Source organism: Pannonibacter sp. XCT-53 (assembly GCF_009915765.1).
GTDB classification, from domain to species: Bacteria; Pseudomonadota; Alphaproteobacteria; order Rhizobiales; family Stappiaceae; genus Pannonibacter; species Pannonibacter tanglangensis.
Map to the genome: position 1 here is coordinate 1,224,106 of NZ_JAABLQ010000001.1, position 16,963 is coordinate 1,241,068.

The 16,963-nt window shown below is 67.7% G+C and carries 12 protein-coding genes and 1 tRNA gene; 12 read left to right on the top strand and 1 reads right to left on the bottom strand.

Annotated features, from left to right (window positions below; genetic code table 11):
• The first annotated feature begins 68 nt into the window (after positions 1 to 68).
• The 9 genes from tpiA (at position 69) to GWI72_RS05700 (ending at position 11,755) form a co-directional block, all read left to right on the top strand.
• Positions 69 to 839, top strand: a complete 771-nt coding sequence (gene tpiA / locus GWI72_RS05660) for a triose-phosphate isomerase (protein ID WP_161708092.1) — start codon at positions 69 to 71, stop codon at positions 837 to 839.
• A gap of 118 nt (positions 840 to 957) precedes the next feature.
• The gene (gene secG / locus GWI72_RS05665; RefSeq protein WP_161676052.1) at positions 958 to 1,344 is read left to right on the top strand and encodes a preprotein translocase subunit SecG; all 387 of its coding nucleotides are present in this window, start codon (positions 958 to 960) and stop codon (positions 1,342 to 1,344) included.
• 131 nt (positions 1,345 to 1,475) lie between these two features.
• Positions 1,476 to 3,104, top strand: a complete 1,629-nt coding sequence (locus tag GWI72_RS05670; protein WP_161676053.1) for a CTP synthase — start codon at positions 1,476 to 1,478, stop codon at positions 3,102 to 3,104.
• 24 nt (positions 3,105 to 3,128) lie between these two features.
• Complete coding sequence (locus GWI72_RS05675) at positions 3,129 to 3,941, top strand: VOC family protein (RefSeq protein WP_161708093.1); 813 nt, start codon at positions 3,129 to 3,131, stop codon at positions 3,939 to 3,941.
• A 179-nt stretch (positions 3,942 to 4,120) separates the two neighbouring features.
• Positions 4,121 to 4,196 (top strand) — tRNA-Lys (locus tag GWI72_RS05680).
• Between the two features lie 315 nt (positions 4,197 to 4,511).
• The gene (locus GWI72_RS05685; RefSeq protein ID WP_161708094.1) at positions 4,512 to 9,248 is read left to right on the top strand and encodes a S8 family serine peptidase; all 4,737 of its coding nucleotides are present in this window, start codon (positions 4,512 to 4,514) and stop codon (positions 9,246 to 9,248) included.
• A gap of 16 nt (positions 9,249 to 9,264) precedes the next feature.
• A complete protein-coding gene (locus GWI72_RS05690; RefSeq protein WP_161708095.1) occupies positions 9,265 to 9,720 on the top strand; it encodes an META domain-containing protein in 456 nt (151 codons plus the stop codon).
• Between the two features lie 333 nt (positions 9,721 to 10,053).
• Entirely contained in the window at positions 10,054 to 10,353 is a 300-nt protein-coding gene (locus GWI72_RS05695; RefSeq protein ID WP_161672762.1) for a hypothetical protein, read from the top strand.
• 664 nt (positions 10,354 to 11,017) lie between these two features.
• Entirely contained in the window at positions 11,018 to 11,755 is a 738-nt protein-coding gene (locus GWI72_RS05700) for a cytochrome c biogenesis CcdA family protein (RefSeq protein WP_161672765.1), read from the top strand.
• Between the two features lie 11 nt (positions 11,756 to 11,766).
• Here the strand turns inward: GWI72_RS05700 and GWI72_RS05705 are convergent, their stop codons facing one another.
• A complete protein-coding gene (locus tag GWI72_RS05705; RefSeq protein WP_161708096.1) occupies positions 11,767 to 12,981 on the bottom strand; it encodes an SPOR domain-containing protein in 1,215 nt (404 codons plus the stop codon).
• Positions 12,982 to 13,229: 248 nt separating this feature from the next.
• On the opposite strand from GWI72_RS05705, the gene glmU reads away from it, so the two are divergent.
• From glmU to GWI72_RS05720, 3 genes are all read left to right on the top strand, one after another.
• Positions 13,230 to 14,585, top strand: coding sequence for a bifunctional UDP-N-acetylglucosamine diphosphorylase/glucosamine-1-phosphate N-acetyltransferase GlmU (glmU, locus tag GWI72_RS05710; protein WP_161708097.1), 1,356 nt, complete (start codon positions 13,230 to 13,232; stop codon positions 14,583 to 14,585).
• A 103-nt stretch (positions 14,586 to 14,688) separates the two neighbouring features.
• The gene (glmS, locus tag GWI72_RS05715; protein ID WP_161708098.1) at positions 14,689 to 16,515 is read left to right on the top strand and encodes a glutamine--fructose-6-phosphate transaminase (isomerizing); all 1,827 of its coding nucleotides are present in this window, start codon (positions 14,689 to 14,691) and stop codon (positions 16,513 to 16,515) included.
• Positions 16,512 to 16,949 (top strand): GNAT family acetyltransferase, encoded by a 438-nt coding sequence (locus GWI72_RS05720; protein ID WP_161708099.1) that lies wholly within the window; start codon positions 16,512 to 16,514, stop codon positions 16,947 to 16,949. The genes glmS and GWI72_RS05720 overlap by 4 nt, the downstream gene beginning before the upstream one ends.
• Positions 16,950 to 16,963: the final 14 nt, after the last annotated feature.

Sequence of the window (16,963 nt, forward strand, 5' to 3'; positions counted from 1 at the left end):
CTTGCACTTTCCCGCGCCTGCCGCTAGCCAAGTCGGCGAAGCTTGCATCACTGCTGGAGGAGCGCAGAATGACCGCCGCAACCGCCCATCCGATCCGTCCGCTCGTCGCCGGGAACTGGAAGATGAACGGACTGGAGGCCAGCCGGGCCGAGTTCAAGGCTCTTGCGGCAGCGCTCTATCCGCAGCTGGCCCAGAAGGTCGACGTCATGATCTGTCCGCCGGCCACGCTCCTGTCCCGCCTGGCGGGGGATGCGGCGGGCACGCGCATCGCGCTCGGCGGCCAGGATTGCCATGCGGCCGTCTCCGGCGCCCACACGGGCGACGTCTCGGCCGAGATGCTGAAGGACGCCGGCGCCACGGCCGTCATCGTGGGGCATTCGGAGCGGCGCGCCGATCACGGCGAGAGCGACGCGGTGGTGCGGGCCAAGGCACAGGCGGCCTGGCGCGCGGGCCTGGTCGCGATCATCTGCATCGGCGAGACCGAGGCCGAGCGCAAGGCCGGCAAGACGCTGGCCGTCGTGGCGGGCCAGCTGGACGGCTCTGTCCCCGACGGGGCCACGGCTGCCAACACGGTGATTGCCTATGAGCCGGTCTGGGCCATCGGCACCGGCCTGACGCCGACAGCCGCGGACGTGGCCGAGGTGCATGCGGCCCTGAGGGCGCGGCTGGCGGCGCGGCTCGGCGGCGAGGGCGCGGCGATGCGGTTGCTCTATGGCGGGTCGGTGAAGCCGGCCAACGCGGCCGAGCTGATGGCGGTGCCCCATGTCGATGGCGCGCTTGTCGGCGGTGCCAGCCTCAAGGCGGCGGATTTCCTCGGGATCATCGCGGCCTATCGCTGAGCCGGCGCGGCCCGGCGGCTTTGCCACAGCTCGGCGCGGGCACTTGCGCATCAAGGGTGGAAAGCCAATCTAGACTGGTGTAGAAGGCGCCAATCGTTCAACAGAGTTTCGGTCCGACATGGAAACTGTGGTCATCGTCATTCATCTGATGGTCGTGCTTGCCCTTGTGCTCGTCGTCCTTCTGCAGCGTTCCGAAGGCGGCGCGCTCGGCATGGGCGGCAACAGCGGCTTCATGACCGCGCGCGGCACGGCCAACGTGCTGACGCGGGCAACCGCGCTGCTGGCCGTGGCCTTCTTTGCCACGTCGATCGGCCTCAGCCTGATTGCCGAGATGGACAACAGCCCGGCGTCCGTGCTCGACACGCTGCCGCAGACCCAGACGCAGGGCGGCGAGCAGGGAGCCCCGGCTCCGGTGACGCCCGGCCAGGGCGGCGGCGTTCTGGATGCGCTGAAGCAGCAGAGCCCGCAGCAGCCCACCGGCCCGCAGGTCCCGGCGGCCCAGTAAGCCGCCGTCCGGCCCGGCCGGAACCGAGTTCTGAAATTGCCCTGCGGCAGCAATCGCAGGGCATTTTTATTGTGTCTAACCGCAAGACCCGTGTGGCCGACCCGGCCCGGGTCCCGTTAAGGTGTTGCTCCATGGCGCGATACATCTTCATCACTGGCGGCGTGGTTTCCTCCCTCGGCAAGGGCCTTGCCTCGGCGGCGCTCGGCGCACTGCTCCAGTCGCGCGGCTACTCCGTGCGGCTGCGCAAGCTCGACCCCTATCTCAACGTCGATCCGGGCACGATGAGCCCCTACCAGCACGGCGAGTGCTTCGTGACCGACGACGGCGCGGAAACCGACCTCGATCTCGGCCACTACGAGCGGTTCACCGGGCGCCCGGCGTCGAAGCAGGACAACATCACCACCGGCCGGATCTATCAGGACATCATCGCCAAGGAGCGGCGTGGCGACTATCTGGGCGGCACCGTGCAGGTGATTCCCCACGTCACCGATGCGATCAAGGCCTTCGTGCTCGAGGGCAACGAGGATGTCGACTTCGTGCTGGTCGAGATCGGCGGCACTGTCGGCGACATCGAGGGCCTGCCCTTCTTCGAGGCGATCCGCCAGCTCGGCAACGACCTGCCGCGCGGACAGGCGATCTACATCCATCTCACCCTGATGCCCTATATTCCGAGCGCGGGCGAGATGAAGACCAAGCCGACGCAGCACTCGGTCAAGGAGCTGCGCTCGATCGGCATCCAGCCGGACATCCTGATGATCCGCTGCGACCGCAAGATCCCCGACACCGAGCGCCGCAAGCTGTCCCTGTTCTGCAACGTGCGGGAAAGCGCGGTCATCCCGGCCTATGACGTGGCGTCGATCTATGACGTGCCGATCGCCTATCACAAGGAAGGCCTGGACGAGGAAGTCCTGAAGGCCTTCGGGATCACCGGGGCGCCGGCGCCGAAGCTGGATCGCTGGGAGGAAATCTCCCGCCGCATCGCCAATCCGGAAGGCGAGGTGACGATCGCGGTGGTCGGCAAGTACACCGTGCTGAAGGACGCCTACAAGTCGCTGATCGAGGCGCTGGTGCACGGCGGGATCGCCAACAACGTCAAGGTCAACATCGAGTGGATCGAATCGGAGACCTTCGAGAAGGAAGATCCGAGCCCCTATCTGGAAGGGGTTGCCGGCATCCTGGTGCCGGGCGGCTTCGGCGAGCGCGGCGCGGAAGGCAAGATCGCGGCAGCGCATTTCGCCCGCACGCGCAAGGTGCCCTATTTCGGCATCTGCTTCGGCATGCAGATGGCCGTGATCGAGGCGGCCCGCAATCTTGCCGGCATCTCCAAGGCCAGTTCGACCGAGTTCGGCCCCTCGGAGGAGCCGGTGGTCGGTCTGATGACCGAATGGACGCGCGGCAACGAGCGGGAGACGCGCCAGGCCGGCGATGACCTCGGCGGCACCATGCGGCTCGGCGCCTACCAGGCTGCCCTGAAGCCGGGCTCCCGCATCGCCGGCATCTATGGCGCGACGGCCATCTCCGAGCGGCACCGTCACCGCTACGAGGTCAACATCGGCTACCGGCCGACGCTGGAAAACTGCGGCCTGATCTTCGCCGGCACCTCGCCAGACGGGGTCCTGCCGGAAACGGTCGAGATCCCGGATCATCCGTGGTTCATCGGCGTCCAGTACCATCCGGAGCTGAAGTCGCGGCCGTTCGAGCCGCATCCGCTGTTTGCCTCCTTCATCGAGGCCGCCATCAAGCGCAGCCGCCTGGTCTGACCGGTGCGCGAGGGAGGGCCGGTGATGCGCGGCATTGACCACATCGTCGTCGCGGTGCGCGATCTTGCGGCGGCGGCCCGGTCCTACGAGGCGCAGGGCTTCCGGCTGACCCCGGTCGCCCGCCATCCCTGGGGCACGGAAAACCGCCTGATCCAGCTGGACGGCGCCTTCCTCGAGCTCCTGAGCGTGCCGGCCGGTGTCGACATTCCCGCTCCCGCCCGCGGCGCGTTCTCGTTCGGGGCCTTCAACCGGGATTTCCTTGCGGCCGGCGAGGGGGCGTCGATGGTCGTGCTCGACAGCACCGATCCGGCCGCGGATCGCGCTGCCTTCGAGGCTGCGGGCCTGCGCCTGTTCGAGCCCTTCGGCTTCGAGCGCGAGGCGACGGGACCGGACGGCGTGGTGCGCAAGGTCGGGTTCGACCTCACCTTCACCGAAGACCCGGATGCGCCGTCGGTCGGCTGGTTCACCTGCCGCAACCGCTATCCGGAGAACTTCTGGAAGCCGGAATTCCAGCAGCATGGCAACGGCGTCCGCGCGCTCGCCGAAGTGATCCTGATCGCCCGCGATCCGGCCGATCATCACATCTTCCTGCAGGCCGTCACGGGCGTGCGCGCGTTGCGCGCCACGAGCCTCGGCATCGAGTGCCGGACGGCGCGCGGGCTGGTGTCGATCCTGTCGCCGGTGGCCTATGAGGGGCTCTACGGCGTGTCCGCAGGGGAGCCCGCGACATGGCCGCGGATTGCCGCGCTGCGGCTGACCGGGCCCGGCGTTGCCGCGCGCCGCGTGATTGCAGCCTCCGACAACCGGGGCCTGATGCTGATCCTCGATCCCGCCTGAACGCCTGTGTCCGGGGATGGACCGGACCCGACGGGTGCGGTTTACCGGGTCTTCACCGGCCTCGGGGCAGGATCGCGGTCGTGGAAAGGCGGATCGTGCCGTCATTTTCCGGGTTGCACTGGCGGCGACTTGGACATAAACACACCGCCAGCGTGGGGATCCCCACGGTCCCCCTGTGGGAGCGAGTAGCTCAGTTGGTAGAGCAACTGACTTTTAATCAGTTGGTCCAGGGTTCGAGTCCCTGCTCGCTCACCATTCCCCCTCCCAGGTCATGATTTCCTCGGATGTCCCGGGCCGACCCCGGTGCGGAGCCCCGTGCTCGCAGGGCAAGACCCTGTCGCCGTGCTGATCCAACTGGCAATTCCGACAGGGGCAAAACTTCCAGAATCGTCTTTTATTACAAGGGGAAAGCGGGGTTTTCTGCCTTTCTGGCGACCAAACCTTAACCCTGCGTCCTGCCGCGCGCCGGTCCTTAAAATTGTCGGAACCGCGTTAGCACCCGGGAGGGGTCATCTCACGTAGGGTCAGGGCCCTGCCAACCGGCAGAGGCTCTGTTCAACAAGTGCTGGGATGACCATGACGGATCCGAATGCGGCCAGGGAATGGTACAAGAAGACGATCTCGCTTGATCTTCTCGGCGGCGAGTTCAAGGGGCAGGGTGTCTCTGTTGGTGTTTTTGACGATGGTCTTGAGAAAACCCACGCCGACCTGGCCGGCAACTACAACGCGTCGAAGGAATTCCGCGTCGGCAGCCTGACCTTCAACCCGCAAGGTGCCGCCGGCCAGCAGGCCCATGGCACGGCGGTGGCCGGGATCATCGCGGCGGTGGAAGGCAACGGCATCGGCGGTTCGGGCATCGCCAGCCGCGCCCAGATCACCGGCGTCGACATCCTCGGCAATGCCGGCTCCTATTTCATCGAGGCCATCCGCCACATGGCCTCCTTCGACATCACGTCGAACAGCTGGAACTGGTCGGCCAAATACGCCGATTCCGTTGCCTCCAGCCTGGGCATCCAGTTTCAGGGCGCGCTGAAGTTTGCGGCCGATACCGGTCGCGGCGGGCTCGGCACCGTCATCACGGTCGCGGCCGGCAACGACTGGGCGACCGACCGGCGTGATGCCAACTACTCCGAATTCAGTGCTGCCCGCTACACCATCACCGTCGGGGCCTACACCGACCAGGGCGTTCGCGCCTTCTACAGCAACACCGGCTCGAACCTGCTGGTCTCGGCGCCCTCGAACGGCGGCACCGCCGGCATCACCACCACCGACGAGACAGGTCTGGCCGGATATTCGGCGGGCAACACCACGGACAGCTTCGGCGGCACCTCGGCCGCCACGCCGATCGTCAGCGGCGTGACGGCGCTGATGCTGGGGGCCAACAAGGCGCTTGGCTGGCGCGATGTACAGGAGATCCTGGCGGTGACGGCCGATGTCCAGGCCGGCGGCTTCGAGGAAAACCGCGGCGCGCTCACCACCAACCAGACCGACCTCTGGGCCATCAACGGCGCGCGCACCGTCAATGGCGGCGGCATGGCCTTTTCCAATGATGCCGGGTTCGGGCAGGTCGATGCCTATGAAGCGGTTCGCTTCGCCGAGGTGTGGAGCCTGTTCGGCACTGCAAGGACAAGCGCCAACGAGGTGACGCAGCGCGTCACCGATGCCGCCGTGCGCAGCATCGCCAATGGCACCGGGGCGTCGGCCGAGTACCGGCTCACGGTCAGCCAGGCCATCGACATCGACTATGTGTCGCTGACGCTGACGCTCACCCATGGCAATGTCGAGGATCTCCGGGTCGAGCTGGTGTCGCCCGACGGCACCCAGAGCCTGCTGCTCACCGTCGGCTCGGCAACCGCCGTCAACAGCTTCGCCGGCAAGGTCTGGATGTTCGGCTCGAACGAGTTTCGCGGCGAGCTGTCGGCCGGTGTCTGGACCGTGCGTATCACCGACACGCGCGCCAACGGGTTCTCCGGCAGCGTCAGCAACGCCACGCTCGACATCTATGGCGATGCGGCCAGCATCAACACCGTCTATCACTTCACCGACGACTTCCAGCGCATGCTCGCCCTGGAGCCCGGGCGTTCCGTCATCCGTGACACCAACGGCGGCACGGACTGGCTCAACTTTGCCGCCATCCGGGGCGGCGTCGATGCGGATCTCACCGGGCTCAGGGTCAACCTGACCGGCGTCGCCGCCCTGACCATCGCCTCCGGCACCGTGATCGAGAACGTGGTGGCCGGTGACGGCAATGACCGCCTCGTCGGCAACGATCAGGCCAACCATCTGGTCGGCATGCGCGGCGACGACATCCTGCTCGGCATGGCCGGCCAGGACCGTCTGGCGGGCGGGACCGGCAACGACACGATCGACGGTGGCGCCGATGCGGATACGGTCGTCTTCAGCGGCCGGCGGTCCGACTACACCCTCGTGCGCAATGCGGACGGCAGCATCACCGTGACCGACAAGCGCGCAGGCATGGACGGCATCGACAAGGTCTCCAACGTCGAGAGCTTCGCCTTCGCCGATGCGACGCTTGCGGTCGGCTCGCTCGTTTTCGACGGCACGGGCCAGGCAATCAGGGGCACTGCGGGCAATGACACGCTGAACGGCACCACGGCCGACGACGTGATCGAGGCGGATGCCGGCAACGACATGATCCTCGGGTCTGCCGGCCGCGATGCGATCGACGGCGGAGCCGGGACGGACACTGTCAGCTACGCCGCCTCAACCGTCGGTGTCACCGTCGATCTGGTGACAGGCCGTGGCAGCGGCGGGCTCGCCGAGGGCGACACGCTGGCGAATGTCGAGAACGTGACCGGGTCGCAGGCCCTGGCCAATGTCCTGCGCGGGACTGCGGGCGCCAATGTGCTCGTCGGCGGTGCCGGGGATGACGTTCTGGCCGGCCGTGACGGGGCGGATACGCTGACCGGCGCCGGCGGCCTCGATACGGCCGACTACAGAGAGTCCGCTGCGGGCGTTTCGGTCAACCTCGGGCTTGCCGGGGCCCAGTCCGGCGGTCATGCGCAGGGTGACGTCCTCTCCGGCATCGAGAACGTGACCGGTTCGGCCTTCGCCGACACGCTGACCGGCGATGCGGCCGCCAACACGCTGAGCGGTGGAGCGGGCGATGACGTGCTGACCGGGGGCGGTGGCGCGGATGTCCTCGACGGCGGGGCCGGGATCGACACGGCCAGCTATGCCGCATCGCTGGCGGGTGTGACCATCAATCTCGGGCTGGCGACCCAGAGCGGCGGCGATGCACAGGGCGACCGCCTCATCGGCATCGAAGCCGTGACCGGTTCGGCCCTTGCCGACACGCTGATCGGCGACGCGGGCGCCAACATCCTCGCGGGCGGCGCAGGCAACGACACGCTGACGGGCAATGCCGGTCAGGACCGGCTGACCGGTGGCCTTGGCAACGACATGATCGACGGCGGCGCAGATGCCGATACCGTCGTCTTCAGCGGCACGCGCGCGGATTACATCCTGCAGCGCAACACCGACGGCAGCATCCTCGTGACCGATCGCCGTACGGGCCTCGACGGCGCGGACACGGTCGTCAACGTCGAGACCTTCCAGTTCGCCGACCGCAGCCTTGCAGTGGGCTCGCTGGTCTTCGACGTGGTCGACCGGACGATCCGGGGCACGGAGGGCAACGACACGCTGTCCGGCACCACGGCCGACGACATCATGCTGGCCGGTGGCGGCAATGACATCCTCAACGGCTCGGCCGGCAAGGACAGCATCGACGGTGGTGCGGGCACCGATGACGTGACCTATGCAGCCTCCACCGGTGCGGTCACGGTCGATCTGGCGAGCGGACGCGGCACGGGCGGCTTTGCCGACGGCGATGTTCTCACCAACGTGGAGAATGTTGTTGGTGCGCTGTCCTTTACGAACACGCTGCGCGGCAACGCCGGGGCCAATGTGCTGACCGGCGGCAATGGCGACGACCTGCTGGCCGGGCGTGACGGGGCCGACACGCTGAATGGCGGCAGCGGGCTCGACTGGGCCGACTACAGCGAGTCTTCTGCCGGTGTCGTCGTCAACCTCGGCATCACCTCCGGCCAGGCCGGCGGTCATGCGCAGGGTGACATCCTGGTCTCGATCGAGAACCTGTCCGGGTCGGCCTTTGCCGACACGCTGACCGGTGACACCAACGCGAACACGCTGATCGGCGGGGCCGGTGATGACGTGCTGACGGGCGGGCGGGGCAATGACCGGCTCGACGGCGGCGCGGGTGCCGATGTCGCCGTGTTCACCGGCCGCCTCGTCGACTACCGGATCACCCTCAATGCCGACGGCACGCGCACCGTGGCGGACCTGCGCGCCGGGTCGCCGGATGGCACCGACACTGTCGCCGGGATCGAGACCTTGCGCTTCACCGACGGCCTGCTCCGTCTCGGCGCCGTGGCGACCGCATCTGGCACCCTGACCGCAGGTGCGGCCACGGCCACCGTGTTCGAGGTGTCCGGCGGGGCCGGCAACGACAGTTTCCTCGGCACGATCGGCAATGACCTGATCCATGGCGGGGCCGGCAATGACATCTTCACCGGCAGCCCGGGCTCCGACGTGTTTATCGGTGGCGACGGGGTCGATGTCGTGACCTACGCATCCTCCACCGAGGCCGTCGACGTGAACCTGCAGCGGGCCAGCCAGGCCGGCGGAGAGGCGCTCGGCGACATCCTCGTCGGCATCGAGGTCCTGCACGGGTCGGCCCACAGCGACACGCTGCGCGGCAGCACCAGCGGCACCACCGTCTTCGGCGGCGCCGGCAATGACACCCTGTTCGACGGCGCTGGCACCGACAGTTTCAGCGGCGATGCCGGCAACGACCGCTTCGTCTGGGGCGGTGGCCGCAACGACACGCTGGATGGCGGGGCCGGCACCGACACGCTCGACCTGTCGGCCATGACCCGTGCGGCGACGGTCAACCTGACCGCGCGCAGCGTGAGCAACGGCGTGGACACCGCGACGGTCCTTAATGTCGAGACCGTCATCGGTACCGGCCTCGGCGACACGCTCATCGGCTCTGCGCTGGCCGACCGCATCGAGGGCGGCAAGGGCGGCGACACGCTTACCGGCAATGCCGGGGCGGACATCTTCGTCTTCAACGCCGGCGATGGCAGCGACCGCATCACCGACTTCACCCGTGGCCAGGACCGCATCGAGTTCACCGGGGACATCGATCCCTGGGAGATCTCGTGGATCCAGTCGGGTTCGGATATGCTGGTGCGCTACGCGGGCGGGGAAGTTCGGCTGGTCGGCGTCACGGGCCTCAGCGCCAGCGATTTCGTCTACAGTTGAGGCGGGACAAGACCAGATGCTCGGCAAGCTTGTCTGCCTCGCCCTGGCCGTCGGCCTTCCGGCCGGCCTGATCGCAACGCCGGCCGGGGGAGGCGGGATGCAGGACTTCAGGATCACGCATGTCATGGGAGCGCCACTCGGCGTGGACGCCCGGCTTAGCCTCGAGGGCACCCGGATCGCGGTGCAGTCGCCCTGCAACTCGCTGGCGATGGGTTTCGTCCGGGCGCCGGACGGCTCCCTGGTCGAGGATCTGCCGCTGATCGCCACTCAGGCGATCTGCGCCGATCCGGCGCTTGCTGCCGCCGAGGCAAGGTTGCGTCAGGCGTTGTCGGGCGTGAGCCGGTTGTCGCAGGAGGGGGAGCGGCTGGTCCTGTCGACGGCTGACGGGGCCATCCGGATCGAGGCGGAGCGTCAGGATGCGGCCGGACCGGCCGGACCGGGCGGGCAAGATGCGGGAAGTATTCCCAAGTAATGGAAGGTTCACGGGTCTGCAGCCCCCGAGCGTCTGTCGGCTGCCTGCCGTCCGCCTGCGGGCCGGCCACTGGCCGGTCTGCTGCGGTGATCCCTGCGTCGGCGAGGTGACGCCTCGGGAGCCGTCCTGCGGCTTACGGGAAAAAACTTAACCGAAACAGGTTTGCAAGATGCTTCAAATGTGCAATTTTTGCTGCCGCACCGGTTGAAGGCCAAAGTTTGTAACGTTTTCAATGCACCAGGAGCCGGAAACCGGACGTAAAGGAACTTGTGCAACCGTTGTGAGTGAAATGGGCTTTTACCGTCGGATCACACCGGCAGACTGGTTGAGGACATGCCCGACGCAACATCAGAGACAGCCGCGCTTGGCGCGGAATTCGATTTCCTCAAAGGTCATATCGCCGCGACGATGACCCTGATCCACGCCCTGATCGACCAGGGCACCGTCGACCGGAAGGCGCTTGACGCGTTCTTTGCCGGGTTTGTCGACCAGCTTCCGCACAACCGCCAGACCCTTGCGCTGCGGCTCGTGCTGGAGCAGTGGCGGCAAGGCCTGCGCGACGGGCAGGAGGTTGGACAGCTCAATCGCCGCGTGTTCGAGGTTGTCCGGGGCGGCCTGGTCAACGACGCCTGAACCGCAGGCGCCCGTCCGCAGGGCCCGCAGGATGGGGGCTCGCGCGGAAGGCGCCGGACAGTTGCCGGGCGTGTCCCGGTCGCCAGTGCGGTCACTGGCCTGCATGCTCCCCCCGCTGGCCCAATGACGGGCCTCGTGACCAGCGCCAAGGCTGGTCCGACGACCGGCCCGAAGATGGGCCAAAAGACCGGTTCCCGGACTGGTTCGACGACAGGCCCCAGTTGCTTATCGTCAGGTGCTGCCTCCCAGGTGCTGCCCCCTCACTGTTGCGCCCTCATTTCTGCACCTTGGGTGCTGTCGCAAGACCGACGCCTCACCACGCCCCCCTGATCTTGGCCCCATATCTCGCCCCCTGATCTCGGCCCCGAAATCAGCCCTGACCCGAGCCCTGGAACAGGCCCCGGATCGGCTGTCGGACCTCGCCCTCCGGTTTGGGTCCCGGGGCCGTTGCGCCGCTTCGCGCGGGCAAGCCTTGCGCCCTGATCCGGGTACATCAATGCGGCCACCTCGGTCCTGGCCTCCACTGCCGGTCACCGGGCGCTTGCCCGGCGTGACGACGCCGGCGGCGTCACACACAGCTGTGACATGCCGACGCCTTTCGCTTTGCCGGTGCGGCAGCTACAACGCTTCGGAGGAAGTGTCGTCTGATCAGGAAGCCCGACCGATGTTGCAGGAAGTCTCGCTTGTTGGCGCCATGCTGGCCGGGCTCCTGTCCTTCGTCTCGCCCTGTGTGCTGCCGCTCGTGCCGCCCTATCTCGGCTTCCTCGCCGGCACCAGCCTTGACGAGATCGCGGATGGCAAGGCCGAGAGCGAGGCCAGCCGCCGGGTGTTCTTCACCTCGATCGCCTTCGTGCTCGGATTTTCCACGGTCTTCGTTGCGCTTGGCGCCAGTGCCTCGCTGATCGGGCAGACCATCTCCCAGCACCTGCAGATCCTGGGCTACATCGCGGGTGTCGTGATCATCATCATGGGCCTGCACTTCCTGGGCGTCTTCCGGATCGCGCTGCTCTACCGCGAGGCCCGGGTGCAGGTCCAGCGCAAGCCGGCGGGGCTTGGCGGAGCCTATGTGCTGGGTCTGGCCTTTGCCTTCGGCTGGACACCCTGCGTCGGGCCGATCCTGGCGGCGATCCTGTTCGTGGCCGGTTCGGAGGACACGGTCGCGCGCGGTGCACTCCTGCTCAGCGCCTATGCGCTCGGGATGGGCATCCCGTTCCTGGCTGCCGCGCTCTTTGCCGGCCCCTTCCTGCGCTTCATGCAGAAATTCCGCCGGCACATGCGCCGGGTCGAGCAGGCCATGGGCGTGTTCATGATCCTGACCGGCATCCTGTTCCTGTCCGGACAGCTTCAGGTCTTCTCGTTCTGGCTCCTGGAAACCTTCCCGATCTTCTCCCAGATCGGCTGATCCGGCCCGGCTCAGTCGGTTTCGAGCGGTTCGCCGACGAAGAAGGTCGGCCGGCACGCCGTGCTGCCCACTTCGCTCAGCCGGAGGCAGGCGACGGCGGCAGCTGCGGCATTGCCGAAGGGGCCTGCGAGCAGGCGCACGCCTTGCCCGCCGGCCGTCTCTCCGTTGTCCACCGGTGCGGTGAGGGCGCGCAGGTCCGCCATGCGCTCTGCATGGGCATCGCGGAAGGAGAGCCAGGCCGCGTCCGCCTCGGCGCGGCTGGCATAACGGCCGATCTCGATGGCGAAGTCGCTGCGGCCGATCACGTCGCTTGATCCGAGCAGCCGGCCGGCCGCGTCGGCGGGCCTGATCACCATGGCGGAGGCGAGGTCGCGGGTCAGTTCCGGCGGCATCGGGTCGTTGCGGGGGATCGAGGCGGTTGCCTCCGGCGCCGGGCCGGCTGCTGCCGGCAAGGCCACGATCCGCACCGGCGTTGCCGGGGGGGCGGCCCTTGCGCTGTCCGCCTCGACGGTCATGTCCTCCGGATTGGGGCGCATGGGCGCTGCGGTGGTCACCGGGGCCTGGGCCTGGCTCTGGTTCTGGTTCTGGTTCTGGGGCTGTGCGGTCGTCCGGGACTGTGCCCGTGTCGCTGCGGCCTCCTGTCCGGTCTTGTGTCCCGTCTCTGGGGCCGGGACCGTCTCCACCGCCGCCGGGCGCGGGCTTGGAACCGCCACGGCGCGGGACGGGACTGACTGGCCGCCCGTGCCTTGTGCCTGGACGCCTGGCATGCCGGCGGGCGTGTCAGCGTCCGGGCTGCGAGGGGCTGCCGGCGCCGGGACCCGGCTGCCGGCCTCGGTCACGCCCGCCGGGCTTCCGGTCTCGATGGCGGCGAGCCGTGCCGACTGCTGGCTTGCCTGTTCGGCCAGCATCTCCGCGCGCCGGCGCAAGGCCACCAGTTCCTTGCGCAAGGTCGTCACCTGCTCCTCGAGCAGACGCATCGCTTCCGCATTGGCCATGCCGCCCGTGGAGGGCATGATGCCGAAGGTGACGGTCTCATTGTCCGCCACGATGCTTCCGGTCGGACCGACAGGGCCGCTGCCTGTTGCCGGGAGCGGCAGGCCCGCATAGGCGCGGGCGTTGGCCTCGATGTCGGGGGGAGGGGCAAAGTGCACCGCCGAGACGCCAACGACCCCAAACAGCACGGCAGCGAAGCCCCAGCCGGCAACGACATAGCGAGACCGGAGCACAGATGCTCCAGACCCCGATTTGCCGGTGTCCTCGCGGCGGTTGCGCACGGCGGTTTGGTCCTGCCTTGGAGCGAATCTCAGGTTTTGTCGGCCCCATCACAGCGCAATTATAGTTAACGAACAAGAAACCCGAACTGACGCATGGATGCTGTCACTATTGACCTGTGGATCGCGGCATGAAACCCCTCATGCTCCGAAAAGGCCCCGCACCGGGCCCAGGTCCAGATCCCGTGGAGAGGTGAAAGCTGATGTCGACCCGTTCGCTGCAGGCAATCGTTCTGGCTGCCGGTCTTGGCACACGCATGCGCTCGGCCGCGCCGAAGGTGATGCACGAGATCGGCAACCTGCCGATGGTCGGCCATGTGCTGAAGCGCATCCAGCACTATCAAGGGGCCGAGATCGGCGTTGTCGTCGGGCCGCAGATGCCGGACCTCGTCAAGCTCGTCGCCCGGCTGGCGCCCGGGGCGCAGTGCCATGAGCAGGTCGAGCGGCTTGGCACGGCGCATGCGGTGCTCGCGGCCCGCAGCCTGCTCGAGACGCCGAAGGACGATCTGCTGGTGCTCTTTGCCGACACGCCGCTCGTCACCGATGCGGCCGTGGCGCGGGTGCGCGAGGCGCTGGCCGCCGGTGCCGATGTGGTCGTGCTCGGCTTCGAGGCCGCCAACCCCTTCGGCTACGGGCGTCTGGTCATGCGCGGCGACACGCTCCTGGCGATCCGGGAGGAGAAGGAGGCCAGCGAGGCCGAGCGTGCCATCACCTTCTGCAATTCCGGCATCATGGGCTTTCGCGGGGCCATCGCGCTGGAGCTGATATCGGCCATCGGCAATGCCAATGCCAAGGGCGAGTACTATCTGACCGATGCGGCCGAACTCGCCAACGCACGCGGTCTCAAGGTGAGCGCCGTCTCGGCCAGCGAGGATGAGGTGCGCGGTGTGAACAACCGGGCGCAACTTGCTGAATGTGAAGCGATTTTCCAGAGCCGGATGCGTCAGGAAGCGATGCTTTCCGGCGTCACGCTGCAGGCGCCGGAGACGGTGTTCTTCTCCCATGACACGGTGCTTGGCGTGGATGTGACGGTCGAGCCGAACGTGGTCTTCGGTCCTGGCGTCACCGTCGAGGCGGGGGCCCGGATCCGCGCCTTCAGCCATCTGGAGGGGGCCCATGTCGGGGCCGGGTCCCTGATCGGGCCCTATGCCAGACTGCGGCCGGGGGCGCAGCTGGCCGCCGATACCCATGTCGGCAATTTCGTCGAGATCAAGAATGCGACGATCGGGGCCGGGGCCAAGGTCAACCACCTGACCTATATCGGGGATGCCAGCATCGGGGCGCGTTCCAACATCGGCGCCGGCACGATCACCTGCAACTATGACGGCTATGGCAAGTACCGGACCGACATCGGCGAGGGCTGCTTCATCGGCTCGAACAGCACGCTGGTTGCCCCGATCCGCATCGGCGACGGCGCCTATGTCGCCGCCGGCAGCACCCTGACGGAGCCCGTGCCGGAGGATGCGCTGGCCATCGGCCGTGCGCATCAGTCAGTGAAGCCGGAGCGGGCGCGGGACCTGAGGGCGCGGTTCGCGGCTCGCAAGACTGGAAAGCCGTGACCCGGCCGACCCCTGTCACGGTCTGAAACAAGGTTTTATTTCAATCCGCTGGGCCGGCTCGTCTAAGGGAGGCAGGCGAGTTTCGTTACAAGGGATGGGTGACATGTGCGGCATCATCGGGATTGTCGGAAATGCGGGCGTGGCGCCGCTCCTGGTCGACGCGCTGAAGCGGCTGGAGTACCGCGGCTATGATTCCGCCGGCGTCGCCACGCTGGAAGGCGGGGTGCTGACGCGCCGCCGTGCCGAAGGCAAGCTGCGCAACCTCGAGGCGCTGCTGGACAAGGACCCGCTGGCGGGCCGGATCGGCATCGGACACACCCGCTGGGCCACCCATGGCGCGCCGACGGTCACCAATGCCCACCCGCACCAGAGCGGCCGCGTCTGTGTCGTGCACAACGGCATTATCGAGAACTATCTCGAGCTGCGGGCCGAGGCGGCGGCGGCGGGTCTGTTCCCCGTGTCGGACACCGACACGGAGGTCGTGGCGCTGATGACGGATCTGGCCCTGCGCGGAGGCCTGTCACCGGTCGATGCGGTCGCCGCCGTCCTGCCACGCCTGAAGGGGGCCTTCTCGCTGGTGTTCCTGTTTGAGGGCGAGGAGGACCTCCTGGTCGGTGCCCGCCAGGGCTCGCCACTGGCAGTCGGTCATGGGGACGGCGAGATGTTCCTCGGCTCCGACGCGATTGCCCTGTCGCCCTTCACGGATCGCATCACCTATCTCGAGGAAGGCGACTGGGTCGTGCTCAGCCGCCAGGGCTGTGTCATCCGCGACCGCAGCAACGCACAGGTGCAGCGCCCCGAAAGCCGGTCCGCCATTGGCGCGGCCATGATCGACAAGGGCAACTATCGCCACTTCATGGCCAAGGAAATCCACGAGCAGCCCGAAGTCATCGGGCACACGCTGTCGCGCTACCTTGACCTGGCCGCACGCAAGGCCAAGGTGCCGGACGGCATGGCGGTGGACTTTTCCGGACTGACGCGGCTGGTGATGTCGGCCTGCGGCACGGCCTACTACGCCGGCCTCGTCGGCAAGTACTGGTTCGAGAAATACGCGCGCCTGCCGGTCGAGATCGACATTGCGTCCGAGTTCCGGTACCGCGAGCTGCCGGTGAACCCCGGCGAGATGGCCCTGTTCATCTCCCAGTCCGGCGAGACCGCCGACACGCTGGCATCGCTGCGCTACTGCAAGGCCGCCGGCCTCACCATCGGTGCCGTCGTCAACGTGCCGGAATCGACCATCGCCCGCGAGGCTGACCTCGTGTTCCCGACCATTGCCGGCCCGGAAATCGGCGTCGCGTCGACCAAGGCCTTCACCTGCCAGCTCTCCGTCCTGGCGTCGCTCGCCATCCTGGCCGGTCGCCAGAGGGGCGTGCTCACGGCCGACCAGGAGGCCGAGCTGGTCGGCGCCCTGTCGGAAGTGCCCGGGCTGGCGCTGAAGGCGCTCGCGCTCGAGGCACGGATCGAGAAACTGGCTCCCGGCCTGTCGCGCGCCTCGGACGTGCTCTATCTCGGTCGCAGCACCAGCTATCCGCTGGCGCTGGAGGGCGCGCTCAAGCTCAAGGAACTGTCCTACATCCACGCCGAAGGCTATGCGGCGGGCGAGCTGAAGCACGGGCCCATCGCGCTCATCGACGAGAACCTGCCGGTGATCGTGATCGCGCCGCATGACGCGATCTACGAGAAGACGGTCTCGAACATGCAGGAAGTGGCCGCCCGGGGCGGGCGCATCCTGCTGATCACGGACGAGAAGGGGGCGGAGGCGTCCGGCCTTGCCGACCGCGACCGCATCCTGATGCCGGCGCTGTCGGAAATCGTCGCCCCGATCATCTACTCGATCCCGATCCAGCTGATCGCCTATCACGTGGCGGTGTTCATGGGCACCGATGTCGACCAGCCGCGCAATCTGGCGAAATCGGTGACGGTGGAATGAGCCTTCGCTACGAGACCGTCATCGACACCTTCACCGAGGGCGACCGGCACCGGGTCGTCCGCCTGTGGACCGACTGCGGCCTGACGCGGCCCTGGAACGACCCCGACCGGGACATCGACCGCAAGATGGCCGACAGTCCCTGGGGCTTTCTCGTGCTGCGCCAGGGCAACGGCATCATCGGCACCGCGATGCTCGGCTATGACGGGCACCGCGGATCGCTGTACTATCTTTGTGTTCACCCGGAGCATCAGGGCCAAGGCCATGCCCGCCGCCTCATGGAGCATTGCGAGGCGCTGCTGGTCGCCCGCGGCTGCCCGAAGCTCAACCTGCTGGTGCGCAGTTCCAACCTGCCGGTCAAGGCCTTCTACGACGGTCTCGGCTACAGCCAGGACGAGGTCATTTCCCTCGGCAAGCGGCTGATCCCGGACAGCTGAGCCGCCGGAGGGCG